The organism is Halorubrum xinjiangense, assembly GCF_049604745.1.
Lineage (GTDB): Archaea > Halobacteriota > Halobacteria > Halobacteriales > Haloferacaceae > Halorubrum > Halorubrum xinjiangense_A.
Genome location: NZ_CP187140.1, coordinates 175,438 through 201,819 on the forward strand (window position 1 = coordinate 175,438; position 26,382 = coordinate 201,819).

The window sequence follows — 26,382 nt, forward strand, 5'->3', positions numbered from 1 at the left end:
GAATACGGCTCTGTAGATGTAGTCATAAACTGATAGGATCTGGGTGCGGGATACAGAGGACACACTCAGCACGTAGTCAAGAACATGTCTCAGTTTGAGGATTTCAACAGAGCTACTCACTCACAAAATAGTGGGATTTATTTCCACGAAGTCTGAATGGTCACTTGCTCAGGGGTGGGCCCAGGAATCTGGAGCCCACTTGCTTTACTACTCGAGTAGCTGTTGGACCATGACGATGATTTTTACAGCAATCTTCGTCATCCGCAGCCGTTCGAGTAACGTCGGTGATTCTTCCTCGTCGTCGTTGTTTCGATCAGCTTGCGTGTCGCTCATGGACGGAGCAGCACAGGAGTGCTCACCTGCTCAGGGGTGGGCCTGTGCCGTATCGGTTGCCTGGAGAGGCGGGCCCTTGTAGGTTCGGATGTTCGGACCCGCCCGGCGTCTACATGTCTGATTGAGCATATAAAAATACTCCAGCTATACCTGTGCTAGAGAAGTTAATACCACGCAAATCGGATTTATCGGATATAGAAATTCTACTGCCTCCTATCAAGTGTCAAAAATCAGAACTACAACGTCAGCTGTCCCAAGAGATTATACCGGGGTACGTCGCTACACGAGTCCCGCACACTCTAATCTTCATTACTGATTGTGTCGTCCGGTATCTCTGTGCGAGATCTGCGCTTTGTATTCAACAAAACGTTGAGAACAGATCACCGGTTGAGGATTTCAATGGTGCCGAGAATTCTTATTGCCGATACACACCCGAGGTTGGGCAGAGGGCGGTGCTTTAGCATCCAAGTTAGTATAAAATAAGTTATATTTCAGATCCTAGTGTAAGACACCCCCCAATTTTCGCGATCGGCTACCGGGCATAATTACTGGATTGACATGGGTCGTATTTTAAAAACACCCACACGGCGTCTGGGGACACATCGGACTGGTAGCATCTAATTGAAGCAATCTGGAACATCAACCCAGGAGGGGAGCCTGTTTCTAATCATGTTAAAATTCACAGTGTAGTGATCTCCTTCATTCTCACTCATAGAGACGTAACTCGCAGAGATCTCAAACACCAATCTCTCAAATGATGTATGCCCGCCTGTTTCGTCACGATATATGTCCTCTTGCGCCACAAGGACTGGATAGTATCCAGATAATGCGACGCTGTGTAATTGACTGAGTCCGCTCATCCGACAGTACCCCTTTGACGTTCGTTTTATCTCAAACGCTATACCGTTAGCCTCCATTTCATCCCCGAATTCCCAGACAACATCCACCTGTCTTGTACGTACCCAGCGGGGAGGATCCATGTAGAACTCAGTGTTGACTTGGTTTTCAGAAATGTCTGACTCAACTAACTGCTTCTTCAGTTCGTCACGAATCTTATCGTGGCCAACACGAAGGTCGTCATCTCTTACCATATTGGCTTCTATTCCGGATCTATCTTTAAATTACTGCTCTTATAATGGGAAATAAATAACTAAGTCGATCAGCTACACTACGCAACTCCATATTAACCCCGGTCACAAATTTAGTCTAGACCATAAGCGCTGGATAGGTTACATCCGGTTCCGACTTTCGCGCGTGCGCGAGGCACCATGCCTTCGAATTTCCGAATTGGGGGGTCGGCTCAATTTTTTCGCTTAGACACACACAGGTTCTGCTGTCCTGTTGTCTCTGAGTGGTCACCCGTCTACTCTGAGCGGGCGTGAGATCCCTTTCGACTCATTCTGTCGGTCGGCTAATAGTGATCAAAGCTCTATTGAAGATGAGTAAACTGAGATCTCGCTCGCCTCATAAAATCTCAATTGAATAACGGTATAGCAGGAAAAGGAAGGTTCAGTAAATCATATACAGTATGGAACAAATTGACAGGGGTGACCAGTCCAAATCCAGATGTGGTTGGGATCGATTTTAGTGGAGCAAAGAACGCAGGAAAGCACATTTGGATATCTACAGGCACAGAGTCGTCTGGAGTCCTACAGATTTCAAACTGTGAGAAGGCATCGGATTTCTTTGCTGTTAAAAACGACAAGCGCAAGATTTTCACAGAGCTTGTCGATTGGATCGACTCATTAAACAACACAACAATAGGAATCGACTTCCCATTTGGTGTTCCCGAAATCATAGCTGAAGTTGTATTCGACGCAAAATCATGGCTGAAGTTTGTTGATAGCTCACATTGGTCTGGACTAACCCCAGATAGATTCCGTCAGCAGTGCGTCAATTTCTCAAAAAGTGAATTACGGGATACCGACGCGATGCATAGAGCAGACTGCCCGCACAGCATCCGAATTTACAAACAGACGTTTCACGGCATCAGGGATATCCTGAAACCGTTAATCCAGCGAGGTGTGTCTATCGCTCCAATGGTCAATAGAGGAAATACAACCGTTCTTGAGACCTATCCAGCAGCGACGTTGGCACGAGAAAACGGACTGTTTGCTACCCGCTACAAAAGTAGAGCATCTACACGTGACCGCAGAAAGCACAACGTTCACGCCCTATCTAATCTGTCAGATCTTGATATTAGTAGTGTTCCACGAAACAAGATTATTGATAACAAAGGAGGCGACGCCATGGATAGTCTTGTTGCATCACTAGCGACATTTCGGGCATCGACAAATTCGTCTCCGTTCAATGTTAGCCCACAGAATCTGATTGAGGGACATATCTACGCCTAGCGATTCGTAGAGCTAATTACTACGCCGTAATTGAGGCCGAGGAGCGGGGTCAGGTGTGAACAGTGTTCTTGATGGGGGGATCAACAAGTCCAGTGCTTGAGGCTACGGGTGGACGGCACTGAGCGACTACAGGCGCACATGCTCGAGTTAAATCGCAACGCGCCGAAACGTGCTGTCCTCCCCAACGACAGTGAGGACTTCGACTGGGGCGTCTGGAGCGTCATCGAGCCCATCTTCAAGCACTCGCGCTCGGAGTCGAACCGGGTCTACGACATGGTCGCGAACCTCATCAAGGCCAGCGCGATGGTCAACTTCCACTCGCGCGACACGGTCACCTGGAACGTTCGCACCGAGGATGGGCTCGAGGAGGTCGAGGGTGTCGTCGCAACGGCCCAGGACGTCGCCAACGTGGTCCGCTGCCTCGACGTCCTCCGAGCAACGACGTACGGGATCGACCAGCGCAAGCGTGCTATCGTCGACGCGATCAACGTGAAGGGCGACGGTGGTGCTGTCGACGGACTTGACCCCATTATCGACTACCTCGAAGAGTCGGATGCGTCCCAAGTCAACCTGCCCGAGCTCAGGAACACCATCGACGATCTCGAGGCCGACTACCTCATCAGCGTCGATGGCGACCAGTACACCGTCAACAACTGGGACGCACTCGGCGAGCCACCTATCGATGAGCACGCCCGGTTCTTCACGGACTGTGAGGACCCGCTGTCGGGCGACCCGTCCCTCGACTGGTGGGACTCGCGTCGCGATGAGACCGAAACGCGTGGTAGTGACCTACTCGGCGAACCTGAGCTCGAGTCGACTGGCACATCTGTCGGGACCGATGCGGGTGTCAAGGACTCGATAGTTGACTTCGACGTCGACGCCGAGCCGTGGGTCGCCGACGTCCTGGGCAGATCCAGAGCTCACTCGACGGCACGCTTGTCCCCGACATGTCCCAGCTGACCGTCGAAGGCTTCATCGGCCTCACTGGTCCGGACTTAGCGCAGCTCACCAGTGTCTCGACCGAGGACTCCATGCTCGATCCCGACCACCTAGTCTGGGATGTGGATGACAAGCCGGACTCGTGGGTCACCACCGAGACTGATGGTCGTCGACACATCCAGCAGGCGATTCAAGAAGTGATGGAACTCGGCCACATCGACGTCGCTCGCGTTCACGAGTCGGAGAACGATGAGCTGGTTGACGTCACGCTCGTGGTTGGCGAGTAATGTACAGACTAGGCACGTACTAACCGTAGAACCCAGAGTTTACTCTCAGCCTCAGAGGCTCGCCAGCTTTAGTAAGCGTTCTGGTCCTTAGCTTTCAGTAGCTTGGGCGCGACTACGCTCAAAGACTAGTGTCAACCGGTTTCTCACTCTCATTGCCGTTCAGAGTTTTTGAATAGTTTGTCCCCAACAGATGAAAGAATCACGAACTAAATGTCATTGCGTTTTGCTCCAACAGTTTATCAAACTCCTCGCTAAAATCTAGTTCCATCTTTCGGTTGCCGTCATCGTACTCTAAAGATGTAATTTTGATATCTTCAGGAACTGTCTTACTGATGATAGTCCAGTATTGGGTTTGCCCGTGAGCTATCTCAAAGTCCGCTGCTTTCCAGCGCCCTTGTAAATTTGCTCCAGTTATACCAGTGACACTATCGATGGCAATATCGTATTCGTACCCATCGCTACTAACAAATGTAAAATAATCAGGGCTGGATTCAAGTCTATTTCCACTATTTTTAGCTTGTAAAAACACGATGAGCCTTCCTGGGAATGTCTTTCGCCCTATGACACTCATTTGATCCTCAACATCAATCACGTCTTCTTTCAAGTAGGGATCGAGAGATCTTCCATTAGATGTTGCGACCAGTTCGATAGACAGGTCTTGATGTTCTGAGGAAACAGTAATGAGCTCTGGCTCTTCTGTTTTTATGCTCTCGTCGGTAGACTCATTTTCCTGTTGGATTGTGTAGCTTGGTCTCTCTACCTCCGGAGCAGGTTTATTCTCTAAAGCATATTTATTTACAAGCTCTTCTGCGTCCAGTCTACCAATGAAATCTACTAATTGACTTCCGTTAATATGCTTGAGATTGAAATCATCTATGAGTTCTAGAGCTTCTTTAGTAAACTCACTTGTAGTGACGATAACAACCGTGTCTACACCCTCTCTCTGTTTAAGCGAGGCATATTTTTGTATCTCTGGACTACTCACACTACTGTTCTTTCCATACTTTTTGGCCTGAATAAGACACTTCTCTTTGTATGGAGATGTTCTGGTTGCGATGACATCAATTCCTTTGTCACTTTTATTTGAAGTTTTTTCTGTATTCCAGTCTTGTAGCGTCCATAAATCTGCTATTAAGTGTTCAAATTGTTCTGGGGACAAATCATTCCTGAGTGATTGAATCATATCTGATTCTGACATCTAATATTTTTTATAATTGTGAGTATTAAAACGTTGTTGTGTCATGTGATATGAGCTTGGCTGGAAACTAAGGAACAACATTTTGGAATGTGGAAGTGATAGCGTCAATCTCCGGAGAGTCGTGATCCGGTATCATGACAGTAAGATCAATCGTCGATGGATTCGGCACCATGCCTTCACCCAATATATGTCGCTCAGAGATGGTACATTGTAGACATTAACAGGTAGCAGGCCCCGCTACGAGTCGGGATCAAACCTCTCGACGTAGTTGTTTTCACTCAGCTTGATGATACGCTTCTCATCACACAAGCTACGGAAGGCATCGTAGATGGCTGAATCGTGGCGGTTGACACCGTCGACGTCCTCGTGGATATGTTCCACAACTTCATTGAGACTAACTGGCGCATTTGACGACTCCACGTACGCCAGTATCGCCCTCTTGAGGACGCCATTCTGTTGGTACCCAGAGAGGGTTTGGTCCCCAACTGGTCGGGCCCACCTCTCTTCCTGGTGGTCGACGTACTCAGGAATTAGCTGCTTCACAACAGCGATGTCGTCGTCCCACTCCTCGTTGTACAGCATCTCGTGGAACAGGTCCGGCCTAGAATCGGTGCGGACGTCTAACCCAGCACCCGATCCGTTGGGATTCCCGTTGGGGATTACCATCGAGAAGTGGACTGCCGGTGCGATTTGGCACGTCCGGTGGATATCTTGACGATACTGGTCAGCAGCTTCACCATCAAGCATCAGAATCGATTCCTTACAGACTCGCGTATAATTCATCGCCTGTCCGAGTCCCCTCTCGAGGTCGCCCTTGGCCCCCTTCAACTCGATTGCCGTGTCCGTCTTCAGGACGTAGATATCCATCTTCCGACGAGACCCAGTACTGTCACCGAGATTTCTGAGTGGGACTTCAGTTTGATACTCAATACCATAGTAGTCAAACACATCGAGGAGGTGGCTGCTGAAATCTGACTCAGACCAGTCCGTACTCATAGTGTGAGACTGGGCGGTGTGGGGTCTAACGTTTATGGGTAGGGATCAGCGGGGCTACTCCTGGGGTCCGACTACCGAGGACGGCACTCCACACCGCCCAAGCACAGCGTGTCGTGTATGCCAGCAGGTGCCCGGATGTCCGCGACAGTGACAGCTGCCGACGCAGGCACAGTTGCGTGAGACGGAAGCCCCCACGAGTCGATACTCACAAACATCCAATTCTTGGGATTAGACGACCTACAGGTATCTAAGACACCGCGCTTCCGGAAATGCTCGAATTGCCAACAGTAATGCCTCACTCCAGCATGGTTGGTCCCGACATACGCACCGGGTTGGCCTCGAGATTACCGCCGTTGTCACAGCTGTGTTGATGTCGGATGACACTCAGTAGTGGGGACACATCGGTCGGCGAGGACTCGGTGCCAGCTGGGCAGAGACACGGGCGACGTCGGTCTCGTAGCGCCTGCCAATTTGAGGCCGACAAACCGCTAGCAGGGGTAAACGGATATTGTGTTGCCGACACAATTCATATATAGAATGACACTTATGTGTTATTGTAGTATTTTGTATATAAATCAAAACAATGCCTTGGAGGTCTTGCGCTGAGTGAAATCCCTCAGGCTAAATCGCGACTTAGCCCAGATAGGGATCTACTTGGAGTGAATCGGGCGCAACGCTGCCCAGCTGGAAGGCAACCGAGTACTCAGTTGGTATCAACACACCGCAGAGAGGGCTGTACTGTACTCTACTGGTATCTCCGTCTTATTGGTGTTAGCTGAATAGGGTTCAATCGTTTTAGGCCACTCACGCGTGGGCCCTGTAGAGCCGTTGCTGTACATATGCTGTGGTAGTGCTGTCACTGTGTTGTGTTGAACTTGCGGTGCTGGGTTGTTATCTAGAGTCTGCTTATGCGGTCACGACACTGCTGAGCCGTAATGTAGCGGTAGCTGATGTCGATCTCTACTTAGACAGTTGGATTTCTACTAGTCAGGTGGTCTACTTAGACAGTTGGATTTCTACTAGTCAGGTGGGAGATCCACTCAGCACAGAATTGACACAGACCGTCCTGGCGTCGTCTCTAACAGCTTCCGGGTGGTGGGTAAGTGGTCTGTATCATAACCAAAAATTAAGACCCGTGAGAGGCCACTCAGAAGCTTTCTGTATAGGTAGACAAGTCAAAGACTTGAGACAGTATACAGTAGGGATTTGCTGAGACGCCTCAGAATGCCTCAGGAGACGTCGCAGCTGACTCCGAGTCACCTGCCACTTAGCCGGGGTGTCAAGTCGCTTAGAGGCGCTAGTGGCTACTTCTCTGTCGATTCTGACTTGGCATCGCTGGTTTGTTTTGACCCGGCGGTGTCAGTGGCACGGACTGAAGCCACACTCTCGACACAGCCAACACGTCGACGCCTCAATAATTCAACCGCTATCAAAATATAGATATTTTCTACTTTTGGGATTACGGAAGTGGATTAATCTTGTACTATCTGTACAAGATTATCTGTGGCGTAACACATTGATAAGACACCACAGAGATTGGACTCCTCACACGGCTTCAGTCGCCCTCGACGTCGTCGACGAATCAGGAGAGCACTGGCCTCGACGTCGTCACCAACAGTGCCAGCTGCTACTGTGAGTCGACTGATAGCGCCTGCTGTCTGTGTCGAATCCCACTGACGTCGACGTCGTTGGTGACTTACGCTTAGTGGAATCCGACACCGACTCTGTGGTTGTTAACCAACACGGCGCTGGTTGGGGCCGACTGTTGGTTAAGCCTCAGTAATGCTGGGGAGAAGCTGGTGCGACGTAGACCCCAACGTCGACCTCGTTGGGGGGTGACTGGTTGAGTTGGGAGTCGACGGGACAGACTCAGTCGGGACCGACGTCTGAGTCGTCAAGGGATACTGAGTCGTCATCACACTCCAAAACTATGCTGTGACAGCCTCGTCGAGTGCCGACTCATCTGGCCGATCCCCACCCAGTCTTCGTCGGCTCGCACCCAGCACCCCTCGGGGTCGAAGTTTGGGCGCTCCGGCTGGTTCTCGGAGCAGAGAGAACCCCTGAAATAGTGTGTGTAGTCTGGCGAAGGGGTTTTTCGTCACCGAGGGGGGCTATCCTTGGCTCGGACGGAGTCTGTGGTGCCCCCCCCCAACGAGCTCTGTTTGTCACCGAGCGTTACCGTTCGACTACGAACCATACTGATTGCAACGGAGGGCTTGTCTCAAACGCAAGTCCCCGCTGCCAACCGAAGTGGTACTTTCATATCCCGTGACGAGAAAGAGTTGCCCCATAATGTCGGCCGGCCCTCAGACGGAATTTGACTTCGAGGAGTTCTCCACCTCTGTGTCCCGGGAGGAAGAGGACGCCGTAATCGAAACGATTGCGGAGTCAGTTCGAAGACTGCGAGAGCAGATCGACGACAAGTACCTCGACGAAATCTTTGGACGTGGAAGGGGCGAGTACACTCTCCGAACGGACTATACCACCGACAGACTCGACCCCGAACCGACGACGCAGGACAGAGTAATCGAGCCCCTCCTCGACGTGCTCGGGTACGAGGACTACGGCTACGAAGCGGGAGACTTCTCCTCTACCCGTGGCGAACAGGCCGACTACTCGGTATCCCTGCGAGACATCCCCAACATCGACTCCACCCGGCTCCTGATCGAGGCGGAACCACTGAAGAAGCAGCTGGAAAATCGGGGGCATGGCGTCGATCAGGTAAAGTCGTGGCTTAGCCAGCGCGAGTTCCAGACCGACTACGGCTTCGCGACCGACGGGCTGCGTTGGGTGTTCGTTCGGTACGACGCCGACTCCTACACCCACAATATCATCGCGGACGTCGACATCCAGCCTGTCTTCAAACGACTCTACGAGAACGAGGTTACGGGACACAAACAGCCGACGGAGGTGCTCACCGACGAAGAGCGCGAGCTCGTGGCCGAGCTTATCCGCTCGTTTGGTTACCATAACTTCCGTTCGGTTGTCGAGGATGCCCGTGACGTTATTAAGCGCAAACAGAAGGCCGTTACCGAGGAGTTCTACGACGACTACCTCAAGTACGTCTTTGGGGTCGTCGAGGGCGAGGACGAGCGGAGGGCGCGCTCGTTGGTGGGCGACGGCGTCATCCCCCCAGACAGCGCTACCGGTGACGATACCCGTCTGTTCTCCGTCGAACTGATGAATCGGCTCATATTCATCAAGTTCCTGGAGGACAAATGCATCGTCAATCCGACGTTGCTCGAGTCGCTCGTCGAGACGTACGACCCGAGCATCCATACCCAGTCCCTGTACAAGACCTACTTCGATCCACTGTTCTACGACGTGTTTAATAAAAAGGAGGACGAGCGCACATCCAACGTCGACAGCGTCGAACTCTACGAGGATATTCCGTACCTTAACGGAGGCCTGTTCCGGCCGGAACTGAACGACGAGACGGAGGCCGACGAGCGCGAGTTCGACGTCGAAAACAGCGTCCTAGAGTCGATCGTCGAGCTCCTCGAAGAGTACCAGTTCTCCGCCGACGGTGGGCCCACCGACATCGACCCGAGCGTTCTGGGCTCCGTCTTTGAGAAGACGATCAATTACCTCACCACCGACCCTGGCGACCAGAACGCCGACTTGGGGGCCTACTACACGCCCAAGGAGATCACCAGGTTCAGCGCCGAGCAGACGGTTCGGCCCGCACTGAAGGAACGTTTCGAGCGTGTACTCGTCGAAGAGCGGGGATGGCCCGAGGCCGAGGTTGAACACTACGACACGCTCTATGAGCTCATCGACGGCCTTCCTGATTCGGGCGACCTCGTCACCCAGCTACTGGCCGACATTGACGACTTCTACGTCGTCGACCCCGGGATGGGCTCGGGGCACTTCCTCACCTCCGTAGTTGAGGAGATTACCAATATCCGTCAAGACCTGTGGGCGAAGTCCGAGGAGTACCCCGACAGACACATTGTGAAACAGACAACGGTTCAGGAGAACATCTACGGGGTGGACATCATGGAGCCGGCCGTCGAGATCGGCAAACTGCGTCTGTGGCTCTCCATCGTGTCCGAGCTCCAGAAGGAGGACATCGAGGAGCTCGACACCGAGCAGCTGGCCCTTCCGAATATCACCTTCAACGTTCGACAAGGCAACTCGCTGATCGGCTACGTTGGATTCCCCGAGGAGACAGAGGACGGACTCGCAACGTTCGAGCGGTGGACGGAGGACAGCGTCCGTTCGCGATACGACGACGTTATCGAGGAGATCGAACTCCACGAGGAGTACAAGTCCTTCCCCGAGAAGGCGGAGGAGCACCGTCAGAACGCACTCGACCTGCTGGAGGAATACCGAGAAGAATTAGATGACGAAATCTTCGACACCTTTCAGGACGTCGTCGACGACGTCACACAGGCCGACCTTGAGAACTACACCCCGTTCCACTGGGTGTTAGAGTTCGCCGAGGTGTACGCCGAGGGAGGGTTCGACGTTATCGTTGGGAATCCACCGTGGGACAGGCTCCGCCCAACTCGCGACGACTACTTCGTCCGGTACGACGAGGAATTCCCCTCACTACTCCCAGAAGGCAAAAACCGTCGCCAGGAGGAGCTGCTCGAGAATGAGGAGATCGCAGACGGGTGGGAGCAATACAAGCACGAAATTGAGGTTGTCACGAAGTACTTCCACGAATCGGGGGAGTACACCATGCAGAAGCCAACCATCGGTGGGACAACCCAGGGTACTGAGAACGACCTGTCTTCTCTATTTCTTGAACGGATCTTCCAGCTCACCAAGGAAGGTGGACGAGTATCACAGGTATTGCCTGGAATGATTTTCAGTGGTGCGGCAAACAAAGACCTCCGAACCCACCTCTTAGACAAAACGACAATTGAATCCCTTGTAACCTTTGAGAACAAGGGAATAGTCTTCCCCGAGATACACGACCAATTCAACTTTGGAGTTGTCGTTTTTAAGAACTCAGGGAGAACCGAGGAGCTCAAAGGGATGTTCAAATATGTAGGGATGGACATACTTGAGGACTTCGACCGGAAAGCACTCCGGATTTCGAGGGAAGCCCTCCGTGAATATTCTCCCGAAGCCAGAATCTTCCCGCAGCTTCAATCCCAGCAAGAGGTAGAGGTACTCGACACGATCGTCCAGTTCCCCCCAATCGGTGAGAAGCGCTCAGAGACTTGGTACGCAAAACCCTACGCTGAACTTCACCGGACAAATGATACCGACCGGTTTGTCGAAGAACCTAGGGAGGGCGACTACCCAGTATATCAGGGGAGCAACGTGTACCAATTCATCCATGATAGCTCATTCTTTGACGTCGAACCCCCTGAGTTCTCGAGTGTTGAAGAGGACAATAACCCAGAGTTAAGTGCGAAGACCCGGATTCGAGAAAAGAACTATCGTAAATTAAAACGGGGACTCTTCGATGCGTTCGATGGGACGGGCTCACAGGTTCAATTCGTTAATGAGTTACTCGACGACCACCGTGGAAGCGAGCTTTCCGAAGAGGATGTACTTCTGGACTGCACTGAATATCGTATCGTTTTCCGCGACATCACCAAGTTCAGCAATGAGCGGACAATTGTTGCGTCCGTAATCCCGCCAGGAGTCGTCTGTACGAACACGCTTCACACGGTTCGCCCTTATGAAATAGACCCAGACGAAGACGACCTTTCAGATGAACCACTGCACTCGGTTTACGAGCGAATATTTACCGATGAGTCGTTATTCGCTGCACTCGGACTGATTAACAGCGTCCCGTTCGATTACCTAATGAGGACGAAGATCAACACCCATATTCAAAAATACAAATTCGTCGAATCGCAAATGCCCCGTATCACTGAGGGTGACGACTGGTTCGAGCACATCTGGACGCGAGCTGCGAAGCTCAACTGCTACGGTGACGAGTTCGCCGAGATGCGCGAGCGGTTGGATATTGATGCAGCCACCGACGCGGAAGAGCGCGAACGGCTACAAGCGGAGATGGACGCCGGTGCGTTCCATGCCTACGGGCTCGGTCGAGAGCAGGTTGAGTTCATACTCGACGACTTCTACCAAGTACAGAATCCACGATTGATGACGGACGAATACTTCGACACGGTACTCGAGAAGTACGACGAGTTGGCTGTAGAGGGGAGCTAGCCGGGAGACACAGACTCAATCCGAATGGAAATTGTGGGAATGTTTTTTGTCTTCCAATTGATGTTCATATAATATGGCAAGCGGGATTGGACTCTCTGCGACTGAAGACACTGTCGAACAAGTTCTCACACGGAATTACCGATACACCGTTCCAGACTATCAACGTCGATATTCCTGGGGTGAAGAGCAATGGGGTGCTCTCTGGGCCGACCTGAATTCGATTCGTGATGACTCAACCCATTTTCTAGGTTCAGTCGTACTTATTGAGCGTCCAGGAGGACTCAATGAATTGAACAAATTGGAGATCGTTGACGGCCAGCAGCGAATTGCGACAATAACGGTTCTACTCTCTCTGATGCGTGAAAAGTACTACGCGCTCGGTGAGTCCGAACAAGCGAAGGATATCGAGAACCAGTACCTGAAAAAGCGCGACCTCGATAGGAACGAATATCAGAATCTCACGCTAAGCACATTCGACAATCCCGACCTCAAGCGGATGATAGATCGGGATTACGGGGCTATGGAAGATGGACAGCTCCGGGAAGCCGTACAGTTCTACCGGAATAAGCTCGAAGATCTTGACGTAGATACACTAGACGAGCTGCGGAAACATCTTCTCGCCTCAGTAACTCTTGTCTCGATTCGGTGCGAGGGCGAACAGTCTGCATTCCGACTCTTCGAGACGCTAAATGATCGTGGAATGGAGCTCTCGTCAGTGGATTTGATGAAGAACTACACGTTTAGCAAGGCTGCCAGCGCGCCGGACTCGGAGATAGATTACGTGAAAATTCAGGAAGACTGGGAACGGCTCATCAAGACACTGATGCCGAATATGAACCAGCCGAGTCGCTTCTTCCGGCATTACATCATGTCGGCATCTGTACCGAATTACGACGGCGACGTGTCAGACTATAAGCTGTATGATGAGTACCAGAAAATCATCGACACCAAACTCCCTGAAGCTGGTATCTCACTAAATGAGTACATTGAGGAGGTGGCTGACAAAGCAGAGCTCTACGCGAAAATAATCAATCATGAAATAGACATGTACGATGATGCTGGGAACAAGGCCATCAATTCCAAGCTCGCAGATCTGGAAATCATCAATTCCTTACAGGCACGGACGCTTATGCTCGGGATATTTGAGGAATACAATACAGCGAACAAGGCTATGGAAGCATTACTCCTCCTGGAAAGCTTCCTGATGCGCTGGAAGATATCGAGCTATCCCACCGGGGGTGAACTCGACCGGATCTACTCACGAATCTGTTCGGAGGCGTTCGACAAGGAGAACTCCGTCCGAGAGATCTACAAAGGGTTGTCCGACCGATGTCCTAGTGACGAGGAATTCATCGCATCGGTTGAGAACAAACGAGTTAGGCTGAATGATAGAACGAATTACATTCTCAAACGCATCGAGACGGACTACTACAGCGGTACAGAAATAGATACTGACGAATACGATAGGGAGCACATCGCGCCAAGAGCCTCGTTCACAGCAAAGAAGTACAGTGCGTGGCCATCGGCTCTTGGTACGACGGAAGCGCAGTTCGAGCAAGTGAGAGACAAAATTGGAAATCTCACTCTCCTCGAAACCGAGAAAAACATCTCCATCGGAGCCGACCCGTTCAAAAAGAAGAAGGAGGCGTATGCAACGTCGAAGCTGCGAATGAATCAGCAGCTCTGTGAGGACTACGACAAGTGGGGTACTGACGAAATAGAACAGCGAACCTCTGAGTTAGCCAACGCGATGGTGAAGATTTGGAGCCTCAGTCGATCACATCGACAGCCGCGTAACCCCGTTTGATCACGGTGAACCAAACCGAACTAGCTGTGGAGCATCTTCGAACCGCTAGTGAGCATGATTTTCGGGATGGATCGCCGCTGTCGGCGGCGGACTGCCGCCGACGCGACGGCGTCGCCACTCACGACCGCTGTCCGGACCGGTGGACAGCTACCGGAAGAACCGGTCGTCAAGTGACTGGTTCGCTGGAACAGACCTACGCACACCAAGTGCTGTCCAAGCTGCGCGAAGCGTCATTTCGCAGAACTCCGTGAACGACCACTGCAAGAGGCGGCGCCCCCCGCGGCGGGGCGCCGCCACGTACTTCCAGTGGAGATATCGCCAGCTGTTCTGAAGCAGTAGGCTCACTACAAACATCATCAGCCGGAGCCCAGCGTCCTGAGAACTGGTGAAAGCGAGGCTCTGCTTAGCTAATCGGTAGCTCGACTCGATGCCGAAGCGCTTGCTGTAGTGTTCTCGGGCATCCCGTGGTGTGTCGATGAACGGCGCGTCAGCGGCGTAGCCGTGACGCGCCACCCCGTGTTCGTCGTATCGTCCCTGCTGGTAGACGCAGTCGATGAACACGGGGAACGTCACCTCACCGGCGAGATCGTGTTCGATCTCGCGGCTCCAGCCTCTGTTGAGTTCGTCTTGAATCGTCTCGCCCCACTTGACAATCGGCATGACGTAGGCGTAGTTGTGCTTGGACAGCAGTCCGAGGCAGGTACTGTTGTAGAATCCACGATCGAGGTAGACGGCCTTGACGCCGAGGTCAAGGCCGTCGAGCAGTTCGAGGAACTCAGCGAGGACATCGCTGGTGGTATCGCCAGCGACAAGCTGGCGAACCGCCAGCGTGTATCGTTTGTTGCGGACACGTACGTAGAGCGTCGCATAGGCGTGAAACGTCGTTGTTCCACGCTTGGCCTGTGAGGAGTACAGAGCCTCGGTTTCGTCCTCATCACCGTAGTAGGGATCGAGGTGGAGGTCTGCGCAGACCTCCACCGGTCGATCTGGAAGTGTCTCAAGCGTATCTCGCTGAAGCAGCGTGTCTCCAACCGATTCAACCGAATCCAGTTCAAACTGATCGGTGAGATGTCCACGGACGGTATTAGCGTGTGGTGAGTCGTCAGTCGTTTCGCAGACGTGATTGATCGAGGTCCCGCCGGCGCTGGCGCCGGCGAGGACCTCGTACAATGTCTCCGTAGAGACCTCAACGTCTTCTCCGAGATCTACCGAAAGCTCCTCTTCAAGACTGTTGACGACAAAATTAAGCAGGTGCTCTTCCTCTATCTCGCTGTCTGCTTCGGGTTGTTGCACATCTTCCCAAAGCAGACACTTCCTCTAACCCGATGTGATCGACTGAGCCTAGAAAAGTAGAGAGCTAGTTCACGTCGCAGGCGGTTGCGCTATCCCGTCAGAGGGAACACCCTACGGCGCAGTAGCCCCTAGTGTAGAGTAGAGAGACAGTGCTCCGTCCCGACGAGATCGCCTTCCAGGTGCTAATCCTCGCTGCCGACCTCCCCTCTACCGATGCTGGCTCCGACACGGACGAGCCCACCAAAAGACTTCGAGGCCGTAACGGGCACCCTTGTAGAGACCGCATCAGTCCTCCCGAACACGTCGATGGGTATAGCCCAAGATGGCTCCCGTGCTGTCGCAATAACCTGCGGTGGCGGACGTCGCTACGACGACATCGTGGAGAAGGTACGTCGCTTGACGCACCGCTACGAGCGCCTCATCGTACGCAGAGAGCGCGCCCAGAACCAGTCTGCCGATGCCGACTTCGACGACTACCACGCTGATTCCGACTCCAATGCCTGACGATTCCCCACTCGACGACTTCGCGGTGCGCACGTACGAGGTAGCGGTTCCCGTCGACACCTCCGTGTTCGACGCGTTCCCCGAGCTCGAGTCCGCCGTCGTCTCCACCGTCGCCGGCACGCTGGTGGAGGACGTCGACCAGCTCGACTTCGAGCGCAGCGACATCGACGACTAATTTTCTTCGTTGAACTCTTCTTGGAGTTCGCTAAATTCCCGTACGTTTGCCCGGTGTTCGGCAAGGACAGAGAAAACAAAGAGCGACTGAGCAGCGCAACGGGCTTCGACGGCTAAGTCGCGAACTTCCGAGTACGAGAATACCTCTTCCTCACTGTTGACGGCTAATTCCACTGTTTCCTCGATCGGGTCGACGAAGTAATCGTCGTGGACGATTGCATTCCGACGGTGGTTGTCAAATGCCTCCGCAAAAACATCGATTTGCTCTCTGGAAGAACACATGCTGATGAGGGTATGCAGATTATCGTTTAGCCGATTATCCAGCTCTCCACTGCCCTTCTGAATCACGTTCGTGCTATAGATGGCGAACGGTGAGAGTGTCTTGAACTGCTCGCAGTAATCTCCGTACATCTCGAGGTATTCTTCCACAGTCGAACCATCTTCGACCTCTGGTTTTTCGAGGATGAATAGCAAGTCGCTGTTGTAGCGTGCAAACATTCGCTGTGTCTTCTTTTCGCCAATATCTTCCCAACCGTCACGGATCGTGTTGAGGTGCTCTTGATAGTCTTCCTGTTCTATGAGTCCATCTGCGACGCTCTCGATAGCATCGAAGTATTGAGGGTAGCCCAGAGTTTCTCCCTCATTTCGGAATTTGTCGAGTTTGGTGTCGATCTCCCCGAAGATGACTGCCAACCCGTCCAACGAATCCAGTTCTGACGCATCCAATCCCAGAATCCGAGCAGCCCCCTCATTGTACTTTTCGAGGAGAAATTGGACTGCTTCTTCCTCACCTGGGTCGGATTGCTGGAAAGATTGGACTTCGGTAAGTAGCGTACTCGCCTTCTCCTTGGCGGATTCTAAGTCAGAGTCATCGACATCCTCTGAGAAATCCTGCCCGAAAACTCGGGAGATTGTCTCGACTACTTCCTCAGTCATCTCCTCTGCGAGCTCATCGGGGTCGAATTCAGGAGAATCAGCCATGTGCGTTATCCAAACTTTCGCGCTGTAGGTACTAATTAACACCCCCGTAACAGCTGTAGAGTTACCTGCCCAATGACGCTCGCGTGGGAACGAACAGAGGGCACCCAGCAGTCTCGTTTGTCAGCAGATATATCGCAGGTGGTGTACGGGTGGGTTGGTTGTCAGTCAGCAGCCGGCAGACAGCAGACAGTCGCTACAGTTAGCACAATAACTAAATTGTTCAGACTACGGATAAAAGTCGATACACTACCGTCCCTAATCCGTGTTTAGATGGGAGACAAGATCGATTTGGGGGCAACGCAGAGAGAGCTCGATACTCGGATCGAGAAGCGTGACGGGCTTAACGAACCGCGCGATGCTATCGACGCGAGGGGTGATGCCGAAAACGAGCGCATCGAGGGGATGGAGCTGGAGTTTTTCGTGGCGTCCAAGGTGAGATCCCCGGACGAAATCTGCGATTTGGACGCAGAGACTGGAATGGGTAGTTTGAGAGAACTCGAGGAGCGCGCGGGCGAACGAGTCCCGACTCAGCTGGTACGGGCTGCTGTCAATCAAAACGAGATGGACAGTTCGGATGTCGACGAGATAGTTGAGCACTCACAAACTTACCTCTCAAGCGAGCCAGCGCGCACAGTCTCCGACGAGCCACCGGACGCAAAAGAATAGGTCGTCGCCGAACCGTCTCCCATGGTGAACCTATCCCAGTTTGTCGAGTGCATCACGACGACGCTCTGGCGGTGACTGGTCGTATCGCACCGTCGTCTCGATATTTTTGTGCCGAAGTTGCTCTTTCGCTGTACTCAAGTCCGCCTCGTCGATGAGCCCCGTTGCGAGCCCACGCCGGATTGAGTACCACGTAACTTGCCGGTTGGTGGTGTCGATGCCTGCGACGTCACAGAGCTGGTCGATAAGGTAAGACAGCGAGCGAGAGCCGTACCTGTTCGCCTTCGTCGTCAACCACAGGGCGTCCGTATCATCGTACATCGGTATCGCCTTCCGCTGCTCAAGCCAGCGCCTGAGTATCTCCACGGTACGCTCGCTGAGTACAGGCGCCCACGCGGTGTCTCCTTTCGACGCGTCCTCTGCAGAGATACGAAGCACGCCGGCGTCGAGGTCGGCCCAGTCCGCCGTTGCGCGCTGGACTTCCACCGGACGCAGTCCGGTGTCCAGGGAGACAGAGACGAGCGACGGGATCTTCCATCCGTTGGCACGTTCCCAGTGCTCCAGGCCGATGTCATCCTTGGGCACGTCGAAGCGACGCGCGAGGTGTCCCTTGTAGCGGTCGCGCTCTACCCTGGAGCAACTGTTGTAGTTCGGGATGGAGCCGTACTCGAGAGATGCCTCGCGGAGCCGTTGGCGCTCGTCTTTTGATAGGTAGTCGCGGTCGGATGCGCCACCACTATTCCCCGTGAAGTTGAGGTCGGGCTCCCACTCCTGCTCGTCGAACTTGTGCTCGCGCCACCAGTAGATCGACTTCACGGCTTTCTGGATGTGCGCCTTCGTGCTCGAAGCGTACTCGGAGAGTGCGACCTCCCGTATATACTCGTCGGCGTCCTCGTGGGTGAGGTTCGTGGTGTACCCCCGCTCGTCCCAAACCCACTCATAGAAGCTGTTAGCGCGGTAGTGGCGAACGTCCATCGTCGACTGAGAGTAGCCGGTGCCAGTCTCAGGCTCTTTGCCTTGGGTCAAACACCACGTTAGCCACTCTCGGCGATGGTGTTTGTAGTCTTCCAGCTGGCGGTTGTTGAGATGCTCCTCGGTGCCGTTGGGAATGAGAGGTATCCCCTTGATGTTGTCACTCATTTGTCTACTGGCGCGGAAAATATCCGAAATCACGGGACAGCGACGGGTTTCCCGAAACTTGGAGTTCGTAACTGATTCTGTGCGCGGTACTGTGGTCGCACCAGCAGAAGCCTCAATTCCGTCGGTATGAGGCCCTATTCGTCCCGATCTGTAGTTCCCCAGGAGCACTCCTGGCATTTGTAGCCGGTGACGAACTCGGTCACGCTCGGCATGTACCCGACCGAGATGACGTCGCCGCCGCACTCCGGGCAGTCACGGTCGGCATCCGTGATCGACTCGGCCTCCAGCACCGATTCACCTTCGACCAGCTCTGCGAGCTTCTCTGGCGTCACCATCCGCCCCTGAACGACGCGGTTCGACATACCTGTCGTTCGGGGTCGAGTACCTAAACCCCGGCGACACGCGCGGGACGCGGAGCGACGACCGACGCGCGTCGAACGCGCCGGCGCCCGCGACCGATTATCTCGGGACTACAGCCACGGCGCCCGGGAGTCGTCGTCGGTGAACGGGTCCGGGTCGTCGTCGGTCTCGCGCCCCTCGCCGCCGTTCGCGAGGACCGCGACGTCGTCGTCGACGATGGGGGAGGGCCCCTCGGGTGGCGCGTCGAGCGGGGGCTCGCTCGGCGACTCCGCGGGCTCCTCGCTGGCCTCGGTCGCGTCCTCATCTCCCTCGTCGGCACCTTCGTCCGTCGACTCGTCGTCGTCGGGCGCGTCGTCGTCGCCGGTGGGGCTCTGTACCCCACCCGAGTTCGGGTCGTACGCGAACAGGGTCGTCACGGCGAGCACCGCGAGCGCAACGGGCGCGTCCGTCTGCATGAGGTCGAACGGACCGAGCAGGATCGGCAGCGCGAGCACGCCCAGCGCGACTGCGGAGCCGAACCGGAACCGGTCGATGTCGACGCGCCCGCGGAGGTGCGGCGACAGCAGCGCGATCGACAGCGCGAACGCGACGCCCACGGCGGCGGCCGCGGTGCCGTTGACGACGTACTCGGTCGAGGTCCGCAGGACGAACCCCGACGGGTTGAAGCTCGCGACGAGCCCGAGCCCGATGATCACGCCCGGGCTCGGCAGGTACTCGCCGACCTCCGAGCTGGCGGTCTTGGCGGCGACGGTCAGGATGACGAGCCCGGCGAACCGCTCGAAGACGGGCAGATTGAGGAGCCCTTGGAGCGTCGGCGCGAGGGCGGCCTCGACGGCGGCGACCGGGATGATCACCGCGCCGATCAGGAGGATCGAGGTCGCCATCTCCCGCCGGGAGCCGTCCATCTCCGCGAGGATGACCGCGGCGGTCGCGGAGCCGCCGAAGATGAGGATGCCGGTCTCGACGACGCCGGTGGCCGAGCCGAGGACGCCGGCGACGACGAGGGCGGGGAAGATGCCGTCGACGAGCGGCAGGGCCATCACGGTCGCGAGCAGCTTCGTCGCGCTCCCGACCTGCTGTTCGAGCCGCAGGGCGACCGGGTGGCGTGACGTGCTCATTTAGGGACGATAGCCCTGACCGGCGGGGTGGCGGTGGGACGCGTGCGAATCGTAATGGTCCGGGGACCAGCACGCGGAGTCCACGCCGCGGGAGGTCCGACGAGCCCATGTAAAGGGTTTGCGCGGATTGCCGGCTGTAAAGCGGACGCCGAGGTCGGCGTTCGGCTGGCCGGCAATGCGCGCGTTCACGGGACTGTCGGAGTCCATACCCGATATACGTGTTTCGGTCGCGTTAAAGGTTGTGTGAGACGTGTCCGCACGACACGATGGATCGACGGAGAAAAATCGCCTTCGATGACGATACGTCGACACACTCGGGGGTTCTCCGATTATCTCTCGGCCTCCACCCCGAGCTATGAGCGGCGAACTCGCTCGGACGACGAGCTGCGTCCGACGGGTCCTGCGCGAGCGCGTTTCGGTCGAAAAATAGCCACAATCGTGTATACAACACAGACTCGGATGTGATCAACCACCACGTCCGTGCCGTCTCGCAACGCTTTTCATCGGCCGTTCATGACGCATTATATGGCGACAGATTCTGGCCGATTCTCGGCGAAGCTTGAGGTTCCGGAAGCGTTGACGTTCGACGACGTACTGCTCCGACCCAAGGAGAGCCGGGTCGAGCCCGACGACGCCGACCTGAGCACGCAGGTGTCGAAAAACGTCGAGCTCACCGTCCCCGTGCTGTCGGCGGCGATGGACACCGTCACCGAGAGCGACCTCGCGATCGCGATGGCCCGCGAGGGTGGCCTCGGCGTCCTCCACCGCAACATGACTGTCGAGGAGACGGCCGCCGAGGTCGAGCGCGTCAAGCGCGCCCACGAGCTCGTCATCCGCCGCGAGAACGTCGTCACCGTCTCGCCGGACGACACCGTCAGCGAGGCGGACGCCGTGATGGAGCGACAGGGCGTCTCCGGGGCCCCCGTCGTCGACGAGGACGACGCCGTCCTCGGGATCATCTCCGGCACCGACATCCGCCCGTACCTGGAGGTCGGCGAGGAAGACGCCGTCCGCGAGGCGATGACCGACGAGGTCATCACCGCGCCGGAGGACGTCGAGGCCCGCGAGGCGCTGGAGCTGATGTACGAGCACAAGATCGAGCGCGTCCCGGTCGTCGACGGCGACGACCGGCTCGTCGGCCTCGTCACGATGCAGGGCATCCTCCAGCGCCGCGAACACGAGGAGGCAGCCCGCGACGAGCGGGGCCGCTTGCTGGTCGGCGTCGCGGTCGGCCCCTTCGAGGAGGAGCGCGCCGTCGCGGCCGACGAGGCCGGCGTCGACGTCATCTTCATCGACTGCGCGCACGCGCACAACCTCAACGTCCTCGACTCCGCCGAGGCCATCAAAGGGACCGTCGACGCCGACGTCGTCGTCGGCAACGTCGGGACGCGCGAGGCCGCCGAGGCCGCGGTCGACTTCGCCGATGGGCTGAAGGTGGGCATCGGGCCGGGCTCGATCTGTACCACGCGCGTCGTCAGCGGCGCGGGGATGCCCCAGATGACCGCGGTCGCGGAGGTCGCTGACGTCGCCGCCGAACACGGCGTCCCGGTGATCGCCGACGGCGGCATCCGCTACTCCGGCGACGCGATCAAGGCGCTCGCGGCGGGCGCCGACGCGGTGATGCTCGGCTCTTACTTCGCCGGCACCGACGAGGCCCCCGGCCGCGTCATCACGATGCAGGGCAAGAAGTACAAGCAGTACCGCGGGATGGGCTCGGTCGGCGCGATGAAGTCCGGCGGCGGCGACCGCTACCTCAAGGAGGAGGACGAAGATGAGGAGTTCGTCCCTGAGGGCGTCGAGGCGGCGACTCCGTACAAGGGGAGCCTCGCCTCCGAACTCCACCAGCTCACGGGCGGGATGCGCTCCGGGATGGGGTACGTCGGCGCGGAGACCGTCCCCGACCTCCACGAGCGCGCGGAGTTCGTCCGCGTCTCCAGCGCGGGCCAGAGCGAGAGCCACCCGCACGACGTGATGATCACGGACGAGGCGCCCAACTACAGCCCGGACGAGTAATCTCGGCCAGCCGCTCCGTTCGCTGCGACCCGCGGCGAGTCCGACCGTTCGAACGGCGCGTCGAAGAGGTATTTTAATATAGCCAGCGGCGAGACGAAACGTGTGAGCGAACACCCCCTCGCTCCCGTCATTCATGAGTGAGACACCGCCGCTGGTCCTCGTGGTCGAGGACGAACCCGACTTGGCCGACCTGTACGCCGCCTGGCTCGGCGACGAGTATCGCGTCCGAACCGCGTACGGCGGCCGCGAGGCGCTCGACCAGCTCGACGAGGCCGACGACGAGGTCGACGCGATCCTGCTCGACCGCCGGATGCCCGGCCTCTCCGGCGACGAGGTCCTCACGGCCGTCCGCGACCGCGGCATCGACTGCCGGGTCGCGATGGTCACCGCCGTCGAGCCCGACTTCGACATCCTGGAGATGGGGTTCGACGACTACCTCGTCAAGCCCGTCACGAGCGAGACGCTCAAGGAGACCGTGGAGGGACTGCTGCGCCGCGGCGAGTACGACACGGAGGTCCAAGAGCTGTTCTCGCTGACCTCGAAGAAGGCGATGCTTGAGTCCGAAAAGAGCGCGAGCGACCTCGCGGACAACGAGGAGTACCAGCGGCTCACCGAGCGGATCGCCGAGCTCCGCGAGCAGGCGGACGAGTCGCGCGACGCGGTCGCGACCGACGACGAGGACTACGAGAAGCTCTTCCAGGACTTCGACACCGAGTAACCAGCACCCGCGAGGGGGTATCCCGCCAACTCTTTATCACCGGTCCCGCCGAACGAGCGGTACATGCGCGTCCGGGACCTGCCGCTGTCTCAGCCCGTTGTCGACCACTTCGCCGAGCGGGGCGTGCGCGAGCTGTACCCGCCGCAGCGCGCGGCGGTCGACGCGGGTGTCTGCGAGGGCGCCGACGTCGTCGCCGCGGTGCCGACCGCCTCGGGCAAGACGTTCGTCGCCCAGCTCGCGTTGCTGACCGCGGACGGCCCCGGGCTGTACGTCTGCCCGCTCCGCGCGCTCGCCCGTGAGAAGTACGAGACGTTCGCGGCCTTGCCCGGAATCGACGTCGGCATCTCCACCGGTGACTTCGACGCGACGGGCGAGGCGCTCGCGGGCAACGATGTCGTCGTCGCCACCAGCGAGAAGGTCGACTCGGCGATCCGCAACGGCGCCTCGTGGGTCGACGAGCTGGCCTGCGTCGTCGTCGACGAGGTCCACCTCCTCGGCGCGAAGCGGCGCGGGCCGACCCTCGAAGTGACGCTGGCGACGCTCCGTCGCCGAACCCCCGACCTCCAGACGGTGGCGCTGTCGGCGACCGTCGACAATCCCGACGCGATCGCGGACTGGCTCGACGCCGCCCTCGTCGAGTCCGACTGGCGCCCCGTCGAGCTCCGGACCGGCGTCGCCGTCGGCGGCGAGGTCGCGTTCGACGACGGGACGAGCCTGTCGGTCGACGTCGACCCCGTGACCGCCGGAGCCGACGGCGAGGCAGGCGAGGCGGGCGAGGCGGGCGAGGCAGGCGAGGCGGGCGAGGCGAACGCCGCAGACGACGCGGACGCCGCAGACGACGAGAACGACCCCACCGAGGTCACGGCCGCGCTGGTCGCCGACGCGGTCGCCGACGGCGGGCAGTGTCTCGCGTTCGTCCGGTCCCGGCGCGAGGCGGTCGACCTCGCCGAGCGGCTCGCGGAAGAGGGGCTCGCGGCCGATCTGGGGGTCGAGGAGGCGGCCGCCGCGGCGGCCGAGGAGGCCACCGACGTGGACGGCACGCTCACCGGCCGCCAGCTCGCGGACTGCCTGCGTGCGGGCGTCGCGTTCCACCATGCGGGGCTCCGGTCGGGCCACCGCGCGGTCGTCGAGTCGGCGTTCCGCGAGCGCGACGTGGCCTGTATCTGCGCCACGCCAACGCTGGCGGCCGGCGTCAACGTCCCTGCCCGGCGGGTCGTCGTCCGCGACCAGCGCCGGTACGGGGAGGGCGGCATGTCGTGGATCCCGACCCTAGAGGTCCACCAGATGTGCGGCCGCGCGGGGCGCCCGGGGCTCGACCCGCACGGCGAGGCGGTCCTCGTCGCCGACGCCGACACGCGCGACGAGGTACACGAACGGTACGTCGAGGGCGAGCCCGAGGCCGTCGAGTCGCAGCTCGCCGACCCGGCCGCGCTCCGGACGCACGTCCTCGCGGCGATAGCGACGGAGTTCGCCGCGACCGAGACGGAGATCCTCGACGTCTTCGAGGGGACGTTCTACGCGCGGGAGACCGGCGCGGGCGGCCTCGCCGACGCGGTCGCCGTCGCGGTCGACGACCTCGTCGCGGCCGGGATGGTCGCGCGGGAGACGGGCGGCGTCGAGGACTACCGGCTCGTCGCGACGGCCGTCGGCGAGACTACCTCGAAGCAGTACGTCCGCCCCGAGACGGGCGAGCGGATCGTCGCCGGACTCCGGGCAGCGGCCGACCTCGCGGACGCGACGACGCTCACCGCCTTCGAGGTGATCTGCGACACGCCGGACATGCAGGACACCTACCTTGGGAACGCCGAGCGTGCCGAAATATACCAGTTCGCCCGGACGAACGCGGCGCACCTCACCACGGACATGACCGAGCCGGACAACTTCGAGGGGTGGCTGGAGTCGGTGAAGACCGCGCGCATCTTAGACGAGTGGATCGGCGGCGCGACCGTCGAGGAGCTCGTCGAGCGCTACCGCATCGGCCCCGGCGACCTCGACTCGCGGGTCGAGCGCGCGGAGTGGCTGCTGAGCGCGGCCGAGGCGCTCGGGGAGACGATCGGCGTGCGCGTCCCGGCGGTGTCGCGAGCGCGGTCGCGGCTGTGAGAAGTGAGCGTAAAAATCGGCGGCGTCGGACCGCGGCGCTTCAGTCGGCCGAGCCGACCGCGCGGTGGAACGGGGTTCGAGAGATGGTCTGTCGCAGCTCAGCCAGCGAGTCGCGGCCCACGTCGCTCGCGGCGGACATCACCGCGAACACCTCCTGTCTGGACACCTTCACGCCGGTCTCGGTGAGCGCGTCCTCCGGGCGGCTCCCGAGCTCGCGGAGGGTGCCGACCGCAAGCAGGTACGGGACGGTCCACGCCTCCATCGTGTTGCCGTTCGAGAGCGGCATCGTCTCTAAGTACGCCTGCGCGTCGTCGAGGAACGAGCGGGCGTAGTCGGCGGTGCGGTCGACGACGCGCGCGGACGACTCGCGGTTCTCGGGGTGGACGACGCGCTCCTGGTCGACCCCCTCGGCCTCCAGCCACTCGGCGGGGAGGTAGACGTTGTTCTCCTCGGTGTAGTCGTCGTAGACGTCCTTCGAGACGTTCACGAGCTGGAGGAGGAGGCCGAACTCCTCCGCGGTCTCGCGCAGGCGCTGCGCGCGTTCCTCGCCGACGTCGCCGCGGGTGAGGAGGTTTGTGATGAGGTTGCCGACGGTGCCGGCCGCGTAGTAGCAGTACTGCTCTAGCTCGTCGCGGTCGTCGATGCGGAGCCCGCCCTCCGTGGCGTGGCGGTCGACGAACATCGCCATCCCGTCGACCATCTCCAACACGGGCGGGACGATGGCCTCCTGGGCCTCCGGATCGAGCTCTGCGAACGTCGCGGCGATGGTGGGCGCCTCGGCGACGACGGTCCAGTCGTCGTCGCGCTCGGCGGGCAGCCACTCGTCGACCGCCTTGCGGAACTCACTGATCTCGGTCTCGTCTTCTGGGTCGATCGCCCGCTTGTAGGTCCGCAACACGTCGCTCTGGGCGTCCGGCGGGATGTGACCGGCGTCCTCGACCGTGTCGGCGACGCGACAGAGGAGGTAGCCGACGCAGATCTGCGAGGCCATCGGTTCCTCTAACACGTCGACTGTCAGCGCGAAGGTCCGCGAGACCCCCTGGACCGCCTCGTGACACCACGCGAGGTCGGCCTCGCCGGGGGCGTGTTCTCGTCCGCTCATTCAGTTGGCAGTGTTTACGGCACAACGCATAAAAAGCCTCGTGGAACGGCGGCCGACCGGCGTTCGCCATCCGAGCCGCCGAAACCGCACGACTCCGTCCCCGTCTGCTCCGACGAACCGCTGGCCCGTGTACAACCGTGTGGAAACGGCTAAGTCCGCCCGGC

Annotated in this window: 20 protein-coding genes; 11 read left to right on the plus strand and 9 right to left on the minus strand. The window is 57.8% G+C overall.

The genetic code is table 11. The features are described from left to right. Window positions 1–950: 950 nt before the first annotated feature. Entirely contained in the window at window positions 951–1,424 is a 474-nt protein-coding gene (locus ACOZ35_RS01810; protein WP_424014782.1) for a hypothetical protein, read from the minus strand. A gap of 456 nt (window positions 1,425–1,880) precedes the next feature. On the opposite strand from ACOZ35_RS01810, the gene ACOZ35_RS01815 reads away from it, so the two are divergent. The 3 genes from ACOZ35_RS01815 (at window position 1,881) to ACOZ35_RS01825 (ending at window position 3,913) form a co-directional block, all read left to right on the plus strand. Then, window positions 1,881–2,687, plus strand: coding sequence for a DUF429 domain-containing protein (locus ACOZ35_RS01815; RefSeq protein WP_424014783.1), 807 nt, complete (start codon window positions 1,881–1,883; stop codon window positions 2,685–2,687). 138 nt (window positions 2,688–2,825) lie between these two features. Next, entirely contained in the window at window positions 2,826–3,647 is an 822-nt protein-coding gene (locus ACOZ35_RS01820) for a hypothetical protein (RefSeq protein ID WP_424014784.1), read from the plus strand. Beyond that, the gene (locus tag ACOZ35_RS01825; protein ID WP_424014785.1) at window positions 3,635–3,913 is read left to right on the plus strand and encodes a hypothetical protein; all 279 of its coding nucleotides are present in this window, start codon (window positions 3,635–3,637) and stop codon (window positions 3,911–3,913) included. Before ACOZ35_RS01820 ends, ACOZ35_RS01825 begins: the two co-directional genes overlap by 13 nt. Window positions 3,914–4,112: 199 nt before the next feature. Here the strand turns inward: ACOZ35_RS01825 and ACOZ35_RS01830 are convergent, their stop codons facing one another. Further along, a complete protein-coding gene (locus ACOZ35_RS01830) occupies window positions 4,113–5,111 on the minus strand; it encodes a restriction endonuclease (RefSeq protein WP_424014786.1) in 999 nt (332 codons plus the stop codon). 237 nt (window positions 5,112–5,348) lie between these two features. Continuing rightward, window positions 5,349–6,107, minus strand: a complete 759-nt coding sequence (locus ACOZ35_RS01835) for a hypothetical protein (protein ID WP_424014787.1) — start codon at window positions 6,105–6,107, stop codon at window positions 5,349–5,351. Between the two features lie 2,292 nt (window positions 6,108–8,399). On the opposite strand from ACOZ35_RS01835, the gene ACOZ35_RS01840 reads away from it, so the two are divergent. Both ACOZ35_RS01840 and ACOZ35_RS01845 read left to right on the plus strand, forming a co-directional pair. Then, a complete protein-coding gene (locus ACOZ35_RS01840) occupies window positions 8,400–12,245 on the plus strand; it encodes an Eco57I restriction-modification methylase domain-containing protein (RefSeq protein ID WP_424014788.1) in 3,846 nt (1,281 codons plus the stop codon). A gap of 73 nt (window positions 12,246–12,318) precedes the next feature. Then, on the plus strand, window positions 12,319–14,052 hold the full coding sequence (locus ACOZ35_RS01845) for a DUF262 domain-containing protein (protein ID WP_424014789.1): 1,734 nt from the start codon (window positions 12,319–12,321) through the stop codon (window positions 14,050–14,052). 147 nt (window positions 14,053–14,199) lie between these two features. Here the strand turns inward: ACOZ35_RS01845 and ACOZ35_RS01850 are convergent, their stop codons facing one another. After that, the gene (locus ACOZ35_RS01850; protein ID WP_424013255.1) at window positions 14,200–15,345 is read right to left on the minus strand and encodes an ISH3 family transposase; all 1,146 of its coding nucleotides are present in this window, start codon (window positions 15,343–15,345) and stop codon (window positions 14,200–14,202) included. 213 nt (window positions 15,346–15,558) lie between these two features. Here ACOZ35_RS01850 and ACOZ35_RS01855 point away from each other — a divergent pair, with 213 nt between their 5' ends. Then, window positions 15,559–15,849: a hypothetical protein gene (locus ACOZ35_RS01855; protein ID WP_424014790.1), complete on the plus strand. Its 291-nt coding sequence runs from the start codon at window positions 15,559–15,561 to the stop codon at window positions 15,847–15,849. Beyond that, window positions 15,842–16,024 carry a hypothetical protein gene (locus ACOZ35_RS01860; protein ID WP_424014791.1) on the plus strand — a complete coding sequence of 61 codons (183 nt, stop codon included), beginning with the start codon at window positions 15,842–15,844 and terminating at the stop codon, window positions 16,022–16,024. The genes ACOZ35_RS01855 and ACOZ35_RS01860 overlap by 8 nt, the downstream gene beginning before the upstream one ends. On the opposite strand, the gene ACOZ35_RS01865 is transcribed toward ACOZ35_RS01860, so the two are convergent. Continuing rightward, on the minus strand, window positions 16,021–17,004 hold the full coding sequence (locus tag ACOZ35_RS01865) for a hypothetical protein (RefSeq protein ID WP_424014792.1): 984 nt from the start codon (window positions 17,002–17,004) through the stop codon (window positions 16,021–16,023). The genes ACOZ35_RS01860 and ACOZ35_RS01865 overlap by 4 nt on opposite strands. 270 nt (window positions 17,005–17,274) lie before the next feature. Here ACOZ35_RS01865 and ACOZ35_RS01870 point away from each other — a divergent pair, with 270 nt between their 5' ends. Further along, the gene (locus tag ACOZ35_RS01870; RefSeq protein ID WP_424014793.1) at window positions 17,275–17,670 is read left to right on the plus strand and encodes a hypothetical protein; all 396 of its coding nucleotides are present in this window, start codon (window positions 17,275–17,277) and stop codon (window positions 17,668–17,670) included. 30 nt (window positions 17,671–17,700) lie between these two features. Here ACOZ35_RS01870 and ACOZ35_RS01875 read toward each other — a convergent pair whose 3' ends face one another. The 3 genes from ACOZ35_RS01875 to ACOZ35_RS01885 form a co-directional block, all read right to left on the minus strand. Then, the gene (locus tag ACOZ35_RS01875; RefSeq protein ID WP_424014794.1) at window positions 17,701–18,807 is read right to left on the minus strand and encodes a tyrosine-type recombinase/integrase; all 1,107 of its coding nucleotides are present in this window, start codon (window positions 18,805–18,807) and stop codon (window positions 17,701–17,703) included. Window positions 18,808–18,941: 134 nt separating this feature from the next. After that, window positions 18,942–19,169, minus strand: a complete 228-nt coding sequence (locus tag ACOZ35_RS01880; protein WP_424014795.1) for a DUF5795 family protein — start codon at window positions 19,167–19,169, stop codon at window positions 18,942–18,944. A gap of 108 nt (window positions 19,170–19,277) precedes the next feature. Then, window positions 19,278–20,285, minus strand: a complete 1,008-nt coding sequence (locus ACOZ35_RS01885) for a DUF5794 domain-containing protein (protein WP_424014796.1) — start codon at window positions 20,283–20,285, stop codon at window positions 19,278–19,280. Window positions 20,286–20,810: 525 nt separating this feature from the next. Here ACOZ35_RS01885 and guaB point away from each other — a divergent pair. The 3 genes from guaB (at window position 20,811) to ACOZ35_RS01900 (ending at window position 25,116) form a co-directional block, all read left to right on the plus strand. Then, entirely contained in the window at window positions 20,811–22,298 is a 1,488-nt protein-coding gene (gene guaB / locus ACOZ35_RS01890) for an IMP dehydrogenase (RefSeq protein ID WP_424014797.1), read from the plus strand. A gap of 133 nt (window positions 22,299–22,431) precedes the next feature. Beyond that, entirely contained in the window at window positions 22,432–23,016 is a 585-nt protein-coding gene (locus tag ACOZ35_RS01895) for a HalX domain-containing protein (RefSeq protein WP_424014798.1), read from the plus strand. 63 nt (window positions 23,017–23,079) lie between these two features. Further along, complete coding sequence (locus tag ACOZ35_RS01900) at window positions 23,080–25,116, plus strand: DEAD/DEAH box helicase (protein ID WP_424014799.1); 2,037 nt, start codon at window positions 23,080–23,082, stop codon at window positions 25,114–25,116. 40 nt (window positions 25,117–25,156) lie between these two features. Here the strand turns inward: ACOZ35_RS01900 and ACOZ35_RS01905 are convergent, their stop codons facing one another. Beyond that, entirely contained in the window at window positions 25,157–26,218 is a 1,062-nt protein-coding gene (locus ACOZ35_RS01905) for a phytoene/squalene synthase family protein (RefSeq protein ID WP_424014800.1), read from the minus strand. Between the last annotated feature and the right edge of the window lie 164 nt (window positions 26,219–26,382).